Origin of the sequence: Streptomyces sp. NPDC016845, from assembly GCF_044332585.1 — a bacterium.
Classification (GTDB): Bacteria; Actinomycetota; Actinomycetes; order Streptomycetales; family Streptomycetaceae; genus Streptomyces.
Genome location: NZ_JBIRPI010000001.1, coordinates 997,834 through 1,015,110, shown reverse-complemented (window position 1 = coordinate 1,015,110; position 17,277 = coordinate 997,834). Strand labels below are relative to the sequence as shown.

The window sequence follows — 17,277 nt, the reverse complement described above, 5'->3', positions numbered from 1 at the left end:
CGGGACGAGGCGAGGCGAGGCGCGGGGCTGTCAGGCGGAGGCCGACCGCAGCGCCTTGGCGACGACCGCGCCGATACGGGCGATGGGATCGGGCTCGGTCATCTCGTAGTGGCCGCAGGGCACCCGGTGGTCGTGGAGGGCGCCGTCGACGTACGGGCGCCAGGCGTCGGCCTTGCCCGGCATGACCGCGAGGTCCCCGGAGCCCTCCGCCCCCTCCTCGGCGGCGCTGAAGAACAGCACGTCCCCCCGGTAGGCGCCGGGGGCGAACTGCGGGGCGATACGCAGGTTGTTGCGCATGACCTCGGCGATGGCGGCCGCCTCGGCGCGGGTGACGGGGGAACCCGCGGCGTCCGCCGTGACCGCCGTGCCGATGCGGTCGAGGACGGCGTCGACGTCCGGCAGCTCCGCGCCCGGCTCTACGGGCAGCCCCGCCACTCGCGTCAGGAGGGCCGCCACCTGCCGTTCGGCCGCTCCGGCGTCGTGGGCACTGCCGTACGGCTGGGGTGCGTCGAGCATCGCGAGCAGCTCGACCCGCTCGCCGCGCTCCTGCAGCGCGCAGGCCATCGCATGTGCCACGAAGCCGCCGTACGACCAGCCGAGCAGCCGGTACGGGCCGTGCGGTCGCACCTCGCGCACGAGGTCGACGTAGTGGGCGACCATGGCCGCGGCGTCCGGTGCCGGCGGCCGGGTGGAGTCGAGCCCCGCGGCCTGGATGCCGTAGACGGGCTGGTCGCCGCCCAGGTGGGGCAGCAGACCGGTGTAGCGCCAGGAGACGCCCGCGCCCGGGTGGACGCAGAACAGCGGCGCGGCGCTTCCCTCGGTCCGCAGCGGCAGGAGCGGGCCGAGCGCGGTTGCTCCGTGCTCGCCGCCGTCCGCGCCGCTCTCGTCGGCCGCCGCGAGGACGCCGGCCACCGTGGGCGCGGCGAGCAGGGTCGCGGCGGGCACGTCGAGTACACCGGCCCGGCGCAGTTGGCCCGCCAGGAGCACGGCGCGCATCGAGTCGCCGCCGAGGTCGAAGAAGTTGTCGTGGACGCCGATGCCGCCGATGCCGAGGGTCTCCTCCCACAGCCGCGTCACGGTCTCTTCGCGGTCGGTGCGCGGCGGCACGTGCGCGGTCGTCAGGCGCGGGCGCGGCGCCAGGCCCGTACCCGGTCCGGTCGTGGCGGGCGTGTCCGGCGCGTCAGGGTCCGTGCGGGCGCCGGGCGCGTCGATCCAGTGGCGGAGCCGTTCGAAGGCGTACCCGGGCAGGGGTACGCGCCTGGGCTTGCCCGGCACCTCCGGGAGCGCGGCGTCCACGCCCGCGCTCCACAGGCGGCCGAGCGCCTCGGCGAGGACGAAGCCGTCCGGGGCGTCGGCCTTGGCGTGCCGCATGGTGGTGACCGTGGCCGGTGTGTGCTCGGCGAGCTGCGCGGCGGCGAGCTTGGTCATGGTGTCGCCGGGACCGATCTCGACGAGGACGGGGGCGAGCCGCTCCCACAGGGCCGTGACGCCGTCGGTGAAGCGGACGGTGCGGCGCGTGTGGTCGAGCCAGTGGCTCACCGAGGTGGCCTGCGCGTCGGTGACCCAGGCGCCGGTGACGTTGGTGACGTACGGGATGCGCGGCGGGCGCAGGGTGACGGTGCGCAGGTGGCTCTCGAACGTCTCCAGGACCGGGTCCAGGACGTGGGAGTGGGCCGCGGCGGGGATGCGCAGTCGGCGGAACGGCAGGTTCTGGCGGGTGAGTTCGGCCTCGAAGCGCGTGACGGCGTCGGCGTGCCCGGCGACGGTGCACGCGGCGGGTCCGTTCACGGCGGCCAGGGACAGCTCGTCGTCGAGCAGCGGCAGTACTTCCTGCGCCGGCGCCGCGACGCCGACCGTCGCGCCGCCCGCCGAGGCGATGAGCCGGATCCGCTCGGTGACCAGGGGCAGCATGGCGTCGAGGTCCATGACCCCGGCGAGGCAGGCCGCGGTGTATTCGCCGAGCGAGTGCCCGATGAGCGCGTCCGGGCGTACCCCCGCCTCCATGAGCGTGCGGGCGAGCGCGTACTCGGTCGCCACCAGACCGGCGAACAGGGCGGTGCTGTCGGGCTTCGGGTCGTCGAACAGGGTGGTGCGCAGGTCGCCGCCGAGGGTCGGCCGCAGGATGCGCGCGCACTCGTCGATGATGTCGCGGTAGACGGCGTGGTCGCGGTAGAGCTCCGTCCCCATGCCGGGGTACTGGGTGCCGCCGCCCGGCAGCAGGAACGCCACCCGGGCGGGTTCGTCGGTCAGGGCCGGTGCGGCGGGCGCGGCGGCGCGCAGGGCGGTCAGCGCCTCGTCGCGGGAGGCGGCGGTCACGGTGAGGCGGTGGCGCAGCGCGGGCCGGTCCGTGCGCAGCGAGTGCGCGACGTCGTCCAGGCGCAGGTCCGGCCGGTGTTCGAGGTGGCGGGCGAGGGCCTCGGCCTGGCCGGGCAGGGCGCCGGCCGTCCGCGCGGACAGCGGAAGGACCAGGCGGCGGCCGTCCTCGGGCGCCCGGGGCGGGGCGGGCGAGACCGGCGGCGCCTCCTCCAGGATGACGTGCGCGTTGGTGCCGCCGATGCCGAAAGCGCTGACCGCGGCCCGCCGGGGCCGGCCGTCCGCCCGCCACTCCTCCAGGGCGGTGGGCACCCGGAACGGTCCGGCGGCGAAGTCGATCAGCGGGTTGGGCCGCTCGAAGTGCAGGTTGGGCGGGATCTGCCGGTGTTCCAGGGCCAGTACGGCCTTGATGAGCCCGGCGATCCCGGCGGCGGCCCCGAGGTGGCCGATGTTGGTCTTCACCGAGCCCAGGGCGCAGAACCCGGTGCGGTCCGTGCTCTGCCGGAACGCCTCGGTCAGCGCGGACACCTCGATGGGGTCACCGAGCTTGGTGGCGGTGCCGTGCGCCTCGACCAGGCCGATCGTGCCCGCGTCGACCATCGCCTGCGCCTGCGCCGCGAGGATCACCTCGGTCTGCCCGGCGGAACTGGGCGCGCTGAAGCCGACCTTGCGGCGTCCGTCGTTGTTGACGGCGCTGCCCCGGATGACGGCGCGGACCCGGTCGCCGTCGGCGAGGGCGTCCTCCAGGCGCTTGAGGACGACCGCCCCCACGCCGTCGCCGGAGGAGGTGCCGGCCGCGTCGGCGGCGAACGCGCGGCAGTGGCCGTCGGGCGAGAAGGGGCCGTCGGGCACGTGCCGGTAGCCGAGCCGCGCCGAGGGGTTGAGGGAGACGGCGGCGGCGAGCGCGGTGTCGCACCGGTGGTCGAGGAGGTCCTGGCAGGCGGTGTGCACGGCGACGAGCGCGGTGGAGCAGGCCGTCTGCAGGGACACGCTCGGGCCGGTGAGACCCAGCTCGTAGGAGACGCGGGTGGCGAGCGTGCCGAGGGAGTTGGCGGTGGCCGCGTGCACGAGCGCCACAGAGCCGGGCTGCCCGGCGAAGCGGGGGTGGACGTGCGCCGGGTAGTAGCGGCTGTCGCCGCTGCCCGCGTACACGCCGACCGTGCCGGTCCCGGCCTCGGCCTCGGCCTCGGCCTCGGCGGTGGGGCCGAGGCAGCCGGCGTCCTCCAGGGCGTGGTGGGCCGTCTCCAGGAGCAGCCGCTGCTGCGGGTCCACGACGGCGGCCTCGGCCGGGCTGTAACCGAAGAACCCGGAGTCGAAGCGGTCGATGCCGTCGACGACCGACGCCATGCGGACGAGGGAGGGGTCGTCGAGGTCGCTCGGGTCGCCGCCCGCGGCGAGGAACTCCTCGTCCGTGACGGGCCGCACCGACTCGCGGCCCGACGCCAGGTTGTCCCAGAAGGCGTCCAGGTCGTCGGCGCCGGGGAAGCGGCCTGCCATGCCGATGACGGCGATGGCGGGCGCCTCCTCCTCGTGCGTGTCCTGGTACGTGTCCTGCGGGGAGGTGGTGTCACGCATGGCCTCGGTCCTTCCCGTTGCGGGCGGAGCGGCGGGCCCGGGCCGCGCGCTGCCGCCGTGCTTGTTCCTTGGCCTTGTCCAGGCCACTTTGCTCCGGGGCGGCCGGGGCCTCCGGCTCCGGCGGCGCACCGGCCGCTTCGACGTCCGCCACGTCAGTCAGGGCGGACAGGTGGCGGGCGAGGTCGCGCACGGTGGGGTGCGCGAACAGGTCGACGACCGAGAGCTCGCAGCCGAACTCCTTGTTGATCGCCACCTGGGCGGTGACCAGGAGCAGGGAGTTGCCGCCGAGGTCGAAGAAGTTCTCGTCCCGGCCCACCCGGTCGCGTCCCAGAACGCCGCACCACAGTCGGGCCAGTTCACCTTCCAGGCGCCGCAGCCGCTCCCCCGTGTCCGGGCCGGCCGGCTGCGCGGCGCTGCCCGCCGAGCGCAGCACCCACGCGTCGCCGAGGCCGGCCGCTCGTGCGGCATCGGCCGCCGCGCCGTACAGGGTGCCCAGATCGGTGCCCTCCGCCAGGGCGACCCGCGCGGCCTGCCGCCGCACCTGCCGGGCCGGGCCCGTGGCGTGGCTGCGCACCCAGGGGGCGGCGCGGTCGGCGCCGATCAGCAGGTGCGGCTCGTCCACGGTGCGGGCCAGGTCGAAGGAGCGCAGCGCGGCGGCGGTGTCGAGCGTCCGGTAGCCGCGGGCCTCGCCGAGCGCGGCGAGCCCGTAGCCGCGGCTCATCCCGCGCTCGTGCCACAGGCTCCAGGCCAGGCTCTGCGCGGGCAGGCCGAGGGCGCGGCGGTGCAGGGCGAGTGCGTCCAGGAAGGCGTTGGCGGCGGCGTAGGCGGCGTTCATGGCGCCCCCGAACCAGCCGTTCACGGAGGAGAAGGTGGTGAAGGAGGTCACCGGGTGGTCGGCGGCGACGCGGTGCAGCGTCCACGCGCCGTGCGCCTTCGCCGCCACGGCCCGGTGCCAGGACGCGGGATCCAGTTCCCGTACGGGCCGCTCGTCGCGCACCCCGGCGAGGTGCAGCACCGAGGTCAGGGGCGCGCCCCACGCCTCGGCGGCCTCGTCCACCGCCGCCCGCACCTGGGCCTCGTCGGTGACGTCGGCGCACGCGTAGCGGACCTCGCCGAGGGCGCAAAGGCGTCGCAGCGTCTCGATGCGGCCGGCCACGGAGCCGCCCTCGGCCAGGTGGTGCGGCCAGGTGTCCTCGGCGGGCAGCGGGGTGCGGCCGAGCAGCAGCAGGCGGGTGCCGGGCGTCTTCAGCAGATGCGCCGCGACCTCGCTGCCGACGCCGCCGAGGCCACCGCTGAGCAGGGCGAACCCGTGCGCGCCGTCCGGGAGTCCGGCGTGCGGCGGCTGGTCGGGCAGCGGGGCCAGGCGGCGTACGTACCGTCGGCCGTCGCGCCACGCGACCTCGGCGTCGGGCGACGCGTCCGCGGCCTCGGCGAGGAGTACGGGTACGGGGTCCTCGGCATCGTCGAGCGCCATGTCCAGATGCACGCCGCGCAGCCAGGTGAACTCCTCCCCCAGCGACTTCAGCAAGGCGCCCGCCATGGCGTGCGCCGGGGCGGCGTCGTCCCCGGGCGCCACGGCCTGGGCGCCCGCCGTCACGTACAGCAGGTCGACGGGGCGCTGATGTCCTGGCCGGGCGGCGAGGGCGCGGGCGAGCGCGAGGAGGGAGCCGGGGCCGGTGTCGTCCAGGGGCGACGCCGCGGTGGTGTGCGGCCCGTCGAAGCGCACGACGGCGTCGACGGGCCGCCCGTCGGCGTCCAACTGCCGCAACAGGGAGGTGTGATCGGTCTCTTCGGCCGGCCTGACCCGGTAGTGCGCGGCGTCGATCCGCTCGTACGCCGCCCCTTCCGTGACCACGGTGCACAGTCCGCCGTCCGCCCGCACCGCCTCGGCGATCCGCCGCGCGAGATCGTGTGCGCGCGGGTCGCCGCCCGCCAGGACGAGGGTGTGCCGTCCGGCCGTAACCGCGCGGGGGCGGTGCCGCGTGGCGCGCTGCCACACCGGGCGCAGGAACCAGTCGGGCAGCGTGGCGGCGGTGCCCATGAGCAACTGGGCCTCGCGGACCGCCCCGTCGAAGTCGCCCGCCTCGAAGGCCTTGCGCAGCTTGGTGCGCTGGATCTTGCCGATCTCGGTCTTCGGTATCGCGTTCTCGGCCACGGGGACGAGGAAGGCGGGGCTGACGCCGATCTCGCGCGTCACCTTGCCGGATATGCGGCGCATCGCGTCGGCCGGGTCCTGGCCCTCGGCGAGGTGGAAGAACAGCGCGAGTTCGTCGGTGGCCGCCGACGGGTCGGAGCGCACGGCGACGGCCGCGGTGTAGCTCCGTACGACGCACGGCAGTTCCTCGACGCACGCCTCGATCTCGTGGCTGTAGTGGTTGACGCCGTTGACGATGATGACGTCCTTGGCGCGGCCGGTGATGTACAGCTCGCCGTCGCGCAGGAACGCCAGGTCCCCGGTGTCGAACCAGTCGTCGCCGGTGAACGCCTCGGCGTTGGCCGCCGGGTTGTCGTGGTAGCCGCTCGTCACGGAGGCGCCGCGGACCTGGAACCGGCCGACCTCGCCCTCGGCGAGCAGCGTGCCGTCCTCGCCGACGACGCGCATGGCGAACCCCGGGTAGGGGCGGCCGCAGCTGACGAACGACTCGTCGGAGCCGTCCGGTTCGCCGGGCAGCACGGCGTCGGTGACGACCGAGCAGGTCTCGGACATGCCCCAGCCGGGGTGCATCACGTCCTGCGCCAGCCCGAACGGCTTCAGGGCGTGCAGGAAGCGGCGGGCGGCGGAGGCGACGACGACCTCGCCCGCGTTCATCACGAGCCGCACCGGCGACAGGTCCCAGCTCCGGTCGCGGAAGCGGTCGGCCTGCTCGGCGAGGAGGCCGAAGGCGAAGTTGGGCGCCCAGGTGACGGTGGTCCGGTGCCGGTCGGCGAGGTCCATCCAGCGCGTCGGGTCCTCCAGGATCCAGGAGGTGGGCGCGTGGATCTGGCGGCAGCCCAGGTAGACGTCGCGCAGGTGGAACATGACCACGCCGGTGACGTGGTCGAGCGGGATCCAGTTGAGGGTGGTGTCCTGCTCACCGAGCCCGTTGAGCTGCGCGGTCGCGGCGGACCTGCTCAGCACGGCGTGGTGGCTCTGGCGTACGGCCTTCGGCAGGCCCGTGCTGCCCGAGGTCATCAGCAGCAGGAGGAGGTCGTCCGGGCGCGCCTCGTACCAGTCGCGGTCCTCCGGCGCCTCGCGCAGCGCGTCGGCCGTCGTCAGCCGCAGTTCGGGCCACTCGCGCCGGTCCGCGAGGCCGCGCAGGTCCGCCTCACGGCCCGGGGAGCACACGATCCAGGGCCGGCCGAGCATCTTCCAGATGCCTTCCAGCTTGGCCAGCGCGGCGGAGGGCGTGGTGTACGAGGCGGGCACGGTGAGCGGGACGGCGACGAAGCCACCGAGGACGCAGCCCCACAACGCGGCCAGGAAGTCCTCGCTCACGTCGCACTGGAGGATGACCTGGTCGCCGGGGCGCAGCCCGGCCCGCCGCAGTCCGCCGAGGACCCGGGACGCCTCCGTCACCAGCGACGCGTAAGTGCGCCGGTGCTCGCTGCCGTCGGCGTGGACGTGCACGACCTCGCCGTACGGGCTCTGCGCGGCCCGCACCAGCGCCTCACCCCAGCCGGACACGGAGACTCCGGTGAGTTCCGGGCCCTCGCTCAGCGCCGGGACCCGGGCGGCGGAGGGCGCGGTCGTCGCGGTGGGCGCCTCTGTCGGCTCCGGCGGGCCCAAGCGGCGCGGGGCGCCGACGTGGCGGCGGCCCAGCTCCTCGGGAACGTCCTCCACCGTGACGTCGGCCGCGGTCACGCCGGGGATGCGGGCGAGGCGCTCGCGCCAGGAGTCGGCGGCGGTGCGGTCGACGAGGGGCAGGGCGCGCAGGGCGTCGGCGTCGACGGAGCCGTCGGCGGTACGGGGCAGGACGCCGGCCGCCGTGACGCGGACCGGGTTCTCCCCGTCGGCGCCGAGGAGTTGTTCGACCCGCTCGGCGGCGTCCGCGCGGCCGGGCACGACGTACAGGCGCGGGGGCCCGCCGTCCGGCGCGGGCAGGGCGACCGCGTCGCGGATGCCGGGGACGGACAGCGCCGTGCGCTCCGCCTCCATGAGCCCGGTGCCGGCCTCCGTCACGGCGCCCGGGGCGCGCGGGGGGAGCGCCGGCAGCGCGTGGACCCGTACGTCGGGGTCGGCGCACACGGCCGCGAGGACCTCGCGCAGGGTGTGCGCGAACGCCTCGGCCGTCCCGGCGTCGTACAGGTCGGTCGCGTACTCGACGTGCAGGTCGAGGCCGTCGGGCGCGCCCGTGCCGTCGTGCCGTTCGAGGACGTCGACGAAGAGGTCGAACTTGGCGGTGCCGGTGGCGGTCGGCCGCAGCGGGAGGACCTGTCCGTCGAGGCGGAGTACGGCGCGCGCGTTGTTCTGGAGCGCCAGCATCACCTGGAACAGCGGGTGCCTGGCCGGATGGCGGGGCGGGTTGAGCTCCTCCACCAGCCGGTCGAAGGGCAGGTCCTGGTGGTCGAGGGCGCGCAGGTCGTGCCCGCGCACGTGGGCGACGAGGTCGCGGAAGGCGGGGTCGCCCGCGGTGTCGGCGCGCAGGACCAGCGTGTTGGTGAGCAGTCCGACGACGTCGTCCAGGGCGGGTTCGGAGCGGCCCGCGACCGGAGTGCCGACGACGACGTCCTCGCCGGCGCCGCAGCGGGTGAGCAGGGCGCTGACGGCGGCGTGCAGGACCATGAACAGGCTGGCGCCCGAGCGGTCCGCGAGCCGCAGCAGCCTCTGGTGCAGTTCCGGGGAGACCGTCGCCGTGACGTGTGCGCCGCCGCCGCGCGGGGCCGCCGGGCGCGGCCGGTCGCCGGGCAGCGTGCACTCCGGCGGCAGGTCCGCGAGCGTCTCGCGCCAGTGGGCCGTCAGCCGCTCGAGGCGCCCCGGTCCCTCCGGTTCGGGGGCGAGGAGGGCGCGCTGCCACACGGCATGGTCCGCGTACTGCACCGGCAGCGCCTCCCATACGGGCGCCCGGCCCGCGCGGCGCGCCTCGTACGCGGTGCTCAGGTCGTCGGCGAACGGGCGCAGCGACCAGCCGTCGGCCGCGCTGTGGTGCAGCACGAACAGCAGGGTGCGTACCGGTCCGGTGCCGAACAGGGCCGCGGTGAGCGGGCCTTCGCGGGTGAGGTCGAAGCGGTGCCGCGCGGCTGCGACGACGTGGGTGCCGACCTCCTCGGCGGGGCAGTCCACACGGCGCAGCCCGGGCCACAGCTCCCCCGGCGCGAGGATGCGCTGGTGGGGCACTCCGTCGTGCTCGGCGAACAGGGTCCGCAGGCTCTCGTGCCGGTCGGTGACGTCGCCGAGGGCCGCCCGCAGCGCCTCCTCGTCGACGGGCTCCCGCAGCGGGACGACGAGCGGGATGTTGTAGGTGGCGGCCCCGTCGTCGAGCCGGTTCAGGAACCACATGCGTTCCTGGGCGAAGGAGAGCGGCAGGCGTTCGGGCCGGACGACGTTCCCCAGGGCGGGCAGCGGACGGACCGTGTCGCCCTGTGCGGTGAGCCGCTCGACGAGTGCGGCCGGCGTCGGCCCGTCGAACAGGGCGGTGATGGGCACCTCCGTGCCCGTCTCCGCGCGCAGGCGGGCAAGGAGCCGGGTCGCGGAGAGTGAGTCGCCGCCCAGGTCGAAGAAGTTCGCGTCGACGCCGACGGTGTCCCGGGGCAGCCGCAGCACGTCCTCGAACAGCCGGCAGAGCAGGGTCTGCCGCGGTGTGGTGGGGCGGGCCCCGGCCGCTGCCGCGGTGAAGTCCGGTGCGGGCAGGGCCTGTACGTCGAGTTTCCCGTTGGCGGTCAGCGGCAGCGCGTCCACGGGGACGCAGGCGGCCGGGACCATGTGCTCGGGCAGGTGCGCGGCGGCGTGGGCACGCAGCTCGGCGGGGTGCGGTGCCGCCTCCCCGGCTGCCGCGACCGTGTAGGCGACGAGCTGCTGCGCGCCGTCGGCGGCGCGGCGGACGACGACGGCGGCCCGTACCACCCGCGGGTGCCGGGCGAGGACGGCCTCGATCTCACCGGGCTCGACACGGAAACCGCGCAGCTGCACCTGCGCGTCGGCCCGCCCGAGGTACTCGAGGGTGCCGTCGGCGCGGCGGCGCGCCAGGTCGCCGGAGCGGTACATCCGGCTGCGGCTGCCGGGTGGCCCGTAGGGGTCGTCGAGGAAGCGTTCGGCGGTGAGGTCGGGCCGGTTCAGATAGCCGACGGCCACCCCGGGTCCTGACACGTAGATCTCGCCGGTGGCGCCCGTCGGCACCGGGCGCCCCGCCGGGTCGAGGAGGTACACGCGCAGGTCCGCGAGGGGCGTGCCGACGACGCTGCCCCGGCGGGGGTCGTCCAGGTCGGCGCGGGTGAGACGGTGGTGGGTGACGTGCACGGTGGTCTCGGTGATGCCGTACATGTCGACCAGCGCCGGGGCGTCGAGTCCGTACCGGTCGGCCCATGGGCGCAGCCGTTCGGGGCGCAGCGCCTCGCCGCCGAGGACGACGTACCGGAGCGCGCCGGACTCTGCCGCCGACTCGCGGTCGGCGTCGATCAGTTGCTCGAACGCGGACGGCGTCTGGTTGAGGACGGTGACACCTTCGTCGCGCAGCAGCCGCAGGAAGTCCCGGGGCGAGCGGCTCACGGCGTACTCCACAACGACCAGGCGGCCGCCGTGCAGCAGCGCGCCCCACATCTCCCACACGGAGAAGTCGAAGGCGTAGGAGTGGAACAGCGTCCACACGTCGTTCTCGCCGAAGTCGAAGTGGCCTGCGGCGGCGGTGAAGAGCCGCGCGACGTTCGCGTGCGGGACCGGTACGCCCTTGGGGCGGCCCGTGGAACCGGACGTGTGAATGATGTACGCGATGTCGGACGGGTCGCGCGGGCCGCCGCGCTCGGCGTCGGTGAGGTCACCGGCCGGCCGTCGGAGGAGCTCCTGCCGGACCTGCGGATCATGGAGGGAGACCGTCGGGACACCGGCGGCGAACGGCAGCTCCGCACGGTCGGCGTCGGTGACGAGGAGGACGGGCCGCGCGTCCTCCACCACCAGCCGCAGCCGCTCCGCCGGGTGGCCGGTGTCCAGTGGCAGGTAGGCGGCGCCGGTCTTGAGCACGGCCAGCAGTGCGGGCAGCAGCTTGAGCCCCCGCCGCATCGCGAGGGCCACGACCCGGCCGGGGCCCGCGCCGCGCTCGGTCAGCAGCCGGGCCAGTTGGTTGGCCTCGGCGTTGAGCTCCGCGTAGGTGAGGCTGTCGCCTTCGGATGTCACGGCGGTCCGCTGCGGCACGGCGGCGGCGCGCTGCTCGAAGAGCTCGGTGAGGGTTCCGGTGCGGGGCCTTGTGGCGGCGGGGGCGCGCACGGGGGTGTCCCGCGGGTGCTCGCCCGGCAGCAGCAGGTCCAGGTCGCGCAGCGCCGACGTCGGCTCGGCGGCGGCCAGCCGTCGCAGCAGCAGGAGGAAACGGTCGCGGTGGAGGGCGAGTTCGTCCTCCTCGTACAGCGCCGGGTTGGCGTCGAAGGCGAGCCACAGTCCGTCGGGCTCCGTCCCGGGCCGGACGGAGATCTGGAGGTCGTCGACGGCGCCGCCGGACAGGTGGTGCCAGGTGGCGGCGTGCCCGCCGAAGTCGAGCGACTCGGTGAACGGGACGATGTTGAGGACCGGCCCGTACATCCGGCGGCCGGTGCCGAGGAGGCCGAGGTCGCGGCGGAGGAACTCGCCCCGGTAGCGCTGGTGGTCCCGCAACGCCTTCAGCTCGGCGGCGACGGTACGTGCCAGCTCCGCGACGGACGCGCCGGGGGCGGCGGGCACGCGCAGCGGCAGGACGTCGGAGGCGGTGCCCGGGGTGCGCAGCGCGGCGCTGCCGAGCCGGCTCATGGTGGCCAGGCCCAGGACCAGGTCCTCGTCGCCGGTCATCCGGTGCAGGAACGTGAAGACGGCGGTGGCAAGCAGGTCGGTACGCGTGACGCCGAGGCGGGCGGCGGCCGCGGCCAGCGCCTGGGCCTCGGCGGAGGTCAGCTCGGCGGTGCGGCGCAGGAACGGGGCGACGGGCGCGGCCGTCCTGCGGGTGAGCCGGGCGGGCTCGGGCAGCCCGGCCAGCCGCTCGGCCCAGTGGGCGCGGTCGCGCTCGTACCGGTCGGAGGCGAGGTAGGCCGCCTCGTCGCTGCGGAGCCGGTCCGCCGGGGCGAAGACGGCGGGGGCCGGCTGCCCGCCCGAGGCCAGCGCGTTGTAGGTGTCGGCGAGCCGACGTCCGATGAGCTTGAAGCTGTAGCCGTCGAGCAGGATGTGATGCGCCCTCAGGAACCAGATGTGCCGGTCGGGAGCGAGGGTGAGCAGGGCGTGCGAGAACAGCGGCCCCTTGTCGATGTCCACGGGAGCCGCCAGGTCCGCCCGGATCCATTCCCAGGCGGCGCTCTCGGCATCGTCCGCGCCGCTGACGTCGATACGGTGCAGCGCCCAGTCATCGGCGTACGGTGCCCGCCCGCACCGGGGTCCGTCGTCCGTGTCGAGAAAACGCAGAGCGAACGTGTCGGCTTCGCCGACGGTGCGCCGCAACGCGTTCTCGAACAGGTCGGCATCGACGGGACCGTGTATTTCCACGGCCTCACCGGTGTTGTAGGCGGCGCTGTCCGGAGAAAGCCGCTGTGCGTACCAAAGACCCTCCTGGGCTCCGGTCAGCGGCAGGCTCAACGCTCGACGATCGTCCTCGTGGAGTGACATGGCACATCCCTCACGTGACAAGCCGTGATCACACGGTCGGGGAACATCCGGCCCGGTCGGACGGGGGTCACCGGTCCGGCCGACTCATTACGCTGATTCACCGGCCGGCTCATGGCAAGGCGGGCCCGGTGGTTCTAGGGAAATCACGCGATTACCGGCCGCACAATGCCGACAGGTTGATCCGGCTCTTCCCGGCGTTGCACTCTCTTGGCGTTGCACTCTCGTGGCGTTGCACTCTCGTGGCGTTGCACTCTCGTGGCATTGCACTCTCGTGGCGAGAACGCGAATTCCTGACTCCTGTCTGATCCTCCTTATCCCTTCTGGAAAGCACGGACGCGGAAAACCATGGACGAGAAGATGACTGACGGCTCGAACGGTTCGGGTGGCCCGAGTGGCCCGGAGCGGGCGCTGTGTCCGGCCGAGGCGCTGTACGTGGGCCAGCGCAGCAGAGCGGTGCTCTCCTGCGCGCTGCGCGGGAACGTCGACGCTGAGACGCTGTCGGCCGCGTTCGACGCCGTCACGGCCGAGCAGCCGACACTGCGGTCACGGATCGTGCCCGGCGGCCCGGCGGGGTACGCGCTGCGACTGCTCCCCGAGGAGGAGACGCCCCGGCTGATCACGCGTACCGGCGACCTCGATGAGGCGTACGCGGCGGAGCTGAACGCCCCGCTGCCGGTCGGCGGTCCGCTGGTCCGCGCGGTGCTGGTCAGCGCGCCGGAGGGGGACCAGGACGGCGACCACCACCTGTTCGTACTGGTGGTGGACCACACGATCACGGACGGGCACAGCAGCATCACGCTGCACAACAGTCTGTGGGACCGGTACCGGAGCCTGTCGGAGGGGAGCTCGGAGACGGCCCCCGAGGATGGAGGCGGCTGGCCCCGCCCGGTGAGCGAGTTGCTGCCGCACGGCGACGAGGCCGACACCGCGACATACCTCGCGCAGCGCGTGGAGCGGGCGGCAACGCGCCAGGTGGACCTGGTCCCGTACGACGTACCGCGCCCGGCGGCCGAGCCCCCCGCCTCGGCTTCCACCTCCGCTGCGCCCGACGGACACATCGAGACCGCCCGGCTGACACTGGGCCCGCAGGACACGGCGCTGCTCCGGCAGGCCGCCCGCCGCTCCGGTGTCTCCGTGCACGCGCTGGTGAGCGCGGCGGTCGTGCGCGCGGCCCGGCGCCGCCTGGACGGCGACGCCGCTCGCACACTGGGCTGCCTGTCACCCGTGGACCTGCGTTCCCGGCTGACCCCGCCGCTGTCGCCCTCCGTCATGGTGGCCGCGGTCGCCACTCATCTGCAGACGGTCGAGGTCGACCGGGAGACGGAACCACTCGCGCTGGCACGGACCTTGCACACCGGGCTGCGGGACCACATCGACCGCGGAGACCACATCCAGGAGCTCCGGATCATGCCGGAGATCCCCCGCCACCCGACGCTGCAACTGGCCACCGTGATCGTGACGAACATGGGCGTGGTCCCCGGCCCTCGCCTCCCCGAAGGACTGCGCGCGACGGACGTCCGCCTTGTCCCGGCCCGCGAGAACTACTTCCCGCAGGCGGGCCGCAGCCCGGTGATGGCGTGCGTGGTCTCCTTCGAGGGCCGGCTGGCCGTCGAGTTCCCCCACTTCACGTCCTGCTTCAGCCCGTCGTACGTGCGGGCGTTCCGCGACGACGTCCGCGACGGCCTGGTCGCTTTCGCGGAAACCGCCGAACCCGAACATGTACCGGGACCCGAACACGTACCAGGACCCGTACCCGTACCCGGAGACGGACGCGTACCGACGACCGCGAGCTGACCCGAGCCGAATCCGAACCGAGCGGCACTCCCCCCTCGTCACACCCGCCCCGGCTGCCCTGAGGAGCGCTCCGCGCAATGAACACCGTCAGCGACATCCCGACTCTCCCGGCGCTGCTCAGGCGTGCCCAGGCGGGTGACGAGCGCGCGATGAACACCCTGCTCGCCGACATCGCCCCGTACGTCGCGCGCATCTGCCGTTCCATCACCCACGACGACGGTGCCGACGCCGCACAGGAGGCGCTCCTCGCCGTCTACCGCGGCCTGGGCTCGCTCCGTGAACCGGCGGCGTTCTACGGCTGGGTGCGCTCGGTGACCGTCCGCGAAGCCGTCCGCACCGCGAAACGACGCGGCGCGGAGACGGCGTACTCCCAGGTGGAGGTCGGCCGGGCGACGAACCCGCTGGACACCGTGCACATCACCGACGTCCTCGACCGCCTCTCCGACGCCCATCGCCAGGTCCTCACCCTGCGCGCCTACGGCCTCAACGAGGAGGAGATGGCCGAAACCCTCTCCCTCCCGGTAGGCACAGTCCGCTCCCGCCTGCACCGAGCCCGCCGCCGCTTCCAGGAGGCTTGGCAGCCGTCGGCGGCGTGAGGAGGGTCCGGCCCGGGACCCGAGGCCCGGTGGACACAGGGCGCACACCCCGCGAAGCAGTCATGGGGATGCCACAGCGCCTTCCACTGTCGCGGTGCCGCATTGCACCGTCCAGACGCCGCTGCCCTCGAAGGTCTCCTTCGAACGGGCCTTGAGGTGCTCGATGTCGACCACCTCCGGCCACCGCGTCGCACGCGTCGACCAGCGCACTCCACCGAGGTCAAGGCCGTCCAGATCGGCACGGCGTAAGTCCGACGTCGTGAAGTCGTTGAGGAACTCCTCGACGAAATCCGCATCGACGTCCGGCACCGTCCGGTCCAACACGCTGCCGATGACGCGTTTCACCCGCTCCACGCGGATACGCACCAGGCCGCGAGCAAGAACGTGGATGGCGGCCGGTCCGTGAACGCCTCCGCGGGCGAGCCCGGAAGCGGATCCGTGGACGTGGGCAAGGGCGCCACCGAGGGTCCGGCAATCGTCGCGGTCGACCTCATGGTGGCGGTCGAGTGCGTGGTCGAGGGTGCCGAGCAGGGTGCTGACATGCTCAGGCATGGTGACGGAGCTGGGCGGGAACTGCCGGAAGACGTCGTGAGCGAGTCCGCGCACGGCAGCGATGTCGTCACCCCGGACGAGCTTCAGGCCGTGGCGGCGAGCGGACTCCAGGGTGAGGGCGAGAGCCAGAGTGAGTACCCGGAACAGATCAGGGTCCTGGGCACCCGCGGGACCGAGGGCGGAGGCCAGTTCGCGGGCCAGTTCCAGCGTTCGCGTGAGGGCCTTCATCAAGACGCGGGCTTGCGCGTGCGCGACATCGTGCCCGAGGGCGAGAGCGAGGTCGAGAGTGAGGTAACGGTCCAGGGCCACGCTGAGGACGAGAATGCGGTAGGCGCTTGCGACATCAGGGCGAGCACGCAGCCGCAGACGGGCCTGAGGACGCACGCTCGGCAACAGCTTCTCAACGGACGAGGAACCCTTGCCGGCGGCATCGGAAGCGGCATCGGCCCATGACCAGACGCTCAACGGGAGCGGGTCCGCAGGCAGCACCTCGCGCAGGCCCGCTTCGACGTCGAGAACGGTGCCGAAGTCGTCGGTGACCGTGACCGTACGGGCCAGGAGCAACACCTCTCGCAGGCCCGCTTCGACATCGAGAACGGTGCCGAAGCCGTCCAGTACGGCGCGCTGCCGGTCGAGCCAGCGCTCCACCACGGGGGTCTTACGGCGGCCGGTCACTGGTCCTCCCGCTCTCGCCTGAGCACCGCGGTGATGGTGCGCCGGGCCTTTTGCAGACTGGCGCGTACCGCTCCCGGGGACAGCCCCAGCTCCTCGGCCGTCTCGGTGGGGGTGAATCCGCTGATACTCCAGGCCAGGACCTGGCGCTGCCGGGGCGGGAGCGCTCGCACCCACTGCAGCGCGGTGTGCCAGGCTTCCCACTCCTCGACGGCATTCGGCCTGAGCAGCCGTGAGGCCAACTCGGGCGGTGGGTCCACAGGCTCTTCCCGCACGTCGGCGACTTGCCGGATGTAGGCACGCGAGGCGACCGTGTGCACCCAGGCGCGCGGCGTACGAAGCGCGGTCCAGTTGCGGTATGCCTGGAGCATGGTGTCCTGAGCTATGTCCGCGGCCTGCGGCAGCGAAGCGCCCTGGTTGACCAGGAAACCAGTGAGACCGCGAACGGTACTGCGGTAGAAGACCGAGAACTCCTGGTCCATGGACAGGCGCTGAGGGCTGCGCCGGTCGGGCACGCGGTGGCCGGTCGCCGCTGCGGCGGCCGCCGCCGAAGGCTCGGTGCCCTCCGCCGGTTCGTGGGTGCTCACGCTTTTCCTTCCTTCGTCCTGGCCTGGCTGCAGGTGAGCTCCATACGCAGTCGGCGCCCGTCGCTGCCGTGCTCGTCGATCTGCAGACGCCCCCCGTGGGCCACCGCCTCGACGGAGGCGGCGAGGTAACGGCGTTGTGCGTACTCGTGCTGTATTCGCCAGCTCAGGCGCAGCCACAGGCCCAGTAGGGCGCTCCCCTGACCGAGGAGAAGCGAAACAGTGGCGGTGGCCCAGTCCATGGAGGGCGCCCCCTTCGCGCGGGTCGTGAAGCCGGGTACGGCTCCACTTGCCAGGGAGAGGGGAAACAGCCCCGCTGCGTGAACCCGGCCGCCGAAATCGTTCAACCAGAGGCAAAAGGGGAACTGAGAGACGGGACCACCGCGGACAGGACGAGCAAGCGCTCTTCACCATGGGCCGTGTCACGCTGGCGGACATCAGC

The 17,277-nt window shown here is 73.9% G+C and carries 7 protein-coding genes; 2 read left to right on the top strand and 5 right to left on the bottom strand.

Going from position 1 to position 17,277, the window contains the following annotated elements; all coding sequences use genetic code 11:
- Nucleotides 1-30 precede the first annotated feature (30 nt).
- Nucleotides 31-3,888: a type I polyketide synthase gene (locus tag ACH4RC_RS04210; protein ID WP_398194845.1), complete on the bottom strand. Its 3,858-nt coding sequence runs from the start codon at nucleotides 3,886-3,888 to the stop codon at nucleotides 31-33.
- The gene (locus tag ACH4RC_RS04205; RefSeq protein WP_398194843.1) at nucleotides 3,881-12,637 is read right to left on the bottom strand and encodes an amino acid adenylation domain-containing protein; all 8,757 of its coding nucleotides are present in this window, start codon (nucleotides 12,635-12,637) and stop codon (nucleotides 3,881-3,883) included. Before ACH4RC_RS04205 ends, ACH4RC_RS04210 begins: the two co-directional genes overlap by 8 nt.
- A gap of 345 nt (nucleotides 12,638-12,982) precedes the next feature.
- On the opposite strand from ACH4RC_RS04205, the gene ACH4RC_RS04200 reads away from it, so the two are divergent.
- Together ACH4RC_RS04200 and ACH4RC_RS04195 are read left to right on the top strand one after the other, a co-directional pair.
- Complete coding sequence (locus ACH4RC_RS04200) at nucleotides 12,983-14,431, top strand: protein kinase (protein ID WP_398194841.1); 1,449 nt, start codon at nucleotides 12,983-12,985, stop codon at nucleotides 14,429-14,431.
- Nucleotides 14,432-14,508: 77 nt separating this feature from the next.
- On the top strand, nucleotides 14,509-15,027 hold the full coding sequence (locus ACH4RC_RS04195) for an RNA polymerase sigma factor (RefSeq protein ID WP_398194839.1): 519 nt from the start codon (nucleotides 14,509-14,511) through the stop codon (nucleotides 15,025-15,027).
- A 60-nt stretch (nucleotides 15,028-15,087) separates the two neighbouring features.
- Here ACH4RC_RS04195 and ACH4RC_RS04190 read toward each other — a convergent pair whose 3' ends face one another.
- From ACH4RC_RS04190 to ACH4RC_RS04180, 3 genes are read right to left on the bottom strand one after another with little or no spacing between them, the layout of a single operon-like run.
- Complete coding sequence (locus ACH4RC_RS04190; protein ID WP_398194837.1) at nucleotides 15,088-16,254, bottom strand: hypothetical protein; 1,167 nt, start codon at nucleotides 16,252-16,254, stop codon at nucleotides 15,088-15,090.
- Nucleotides 16,251-16,838 (bottom strand): RNA polymerase sigma factor, encoded by a 588-nt coding sequence (locus ACH4RC_RS04185; protein WP_398194834.1) that lies wholly within the window; start codon nucleotides 16,836-16,838, stop codon nucleotides 16,251-16,253. Before ACH4RC_RS04185 ends, ACH4RC_RS04190 begins: the two co-directional genes overlap by 4 nt.
- A complete protein-coding gene (locus ACH4RC_RS04180) occupies nucleotides 16,835-17,077 on the bottom strand; it encodes a hypothetical protein (RefSeq protein ID WP_398194832.1) in 243 nt (80 codons plus the stop codon). The genes ACH4RC_RS04185 and ACH4RC_RS04180 overlap by 4 nt, the downstream gene beginning before the upstream one ends.
- Nucleotides 17,078-17,277: the final 200 nt, after the last annotated feature.

Coding starts and splice junctions, on each gene's coding strand:
- ACH4RC_RS04195 (WP_398194839.1), top strand. CDS start 14,509: ATGAACACCGTCAGCGACATCCCGACTCTCCCGGCGCTGCTCAGGCGT.
- ACH4RC_RS04180 (WP_398194832.1), bottom strand. CDS start 17,077: ATGGACTGGGCCACCGCCACTGTTTCGCTTCTCCTCGGTCAGGGGAGC.
- ACH4RC_RS04210 (WP_398194845.1), bottom strand. CDS start 3,888: ATGCGTGACACCACCTCCCCGCAGGACACGTACCAGGACACGCACGAG.
- ACH4RC_RS04205 (WP_398194843.1), bottom strand. CDS start 12,637: ATGTCACTCCACGAGGACGATCGTCGAGCGTTGAGCCTGCCGCTGACC.
- ACH4RC_RS04200 (WP_398194841.1), top strand. CDS start 12,983: ATGGACGAGAAGATGACTGACGGCTCGAACGGTTCGGGTGGCCCGAGT.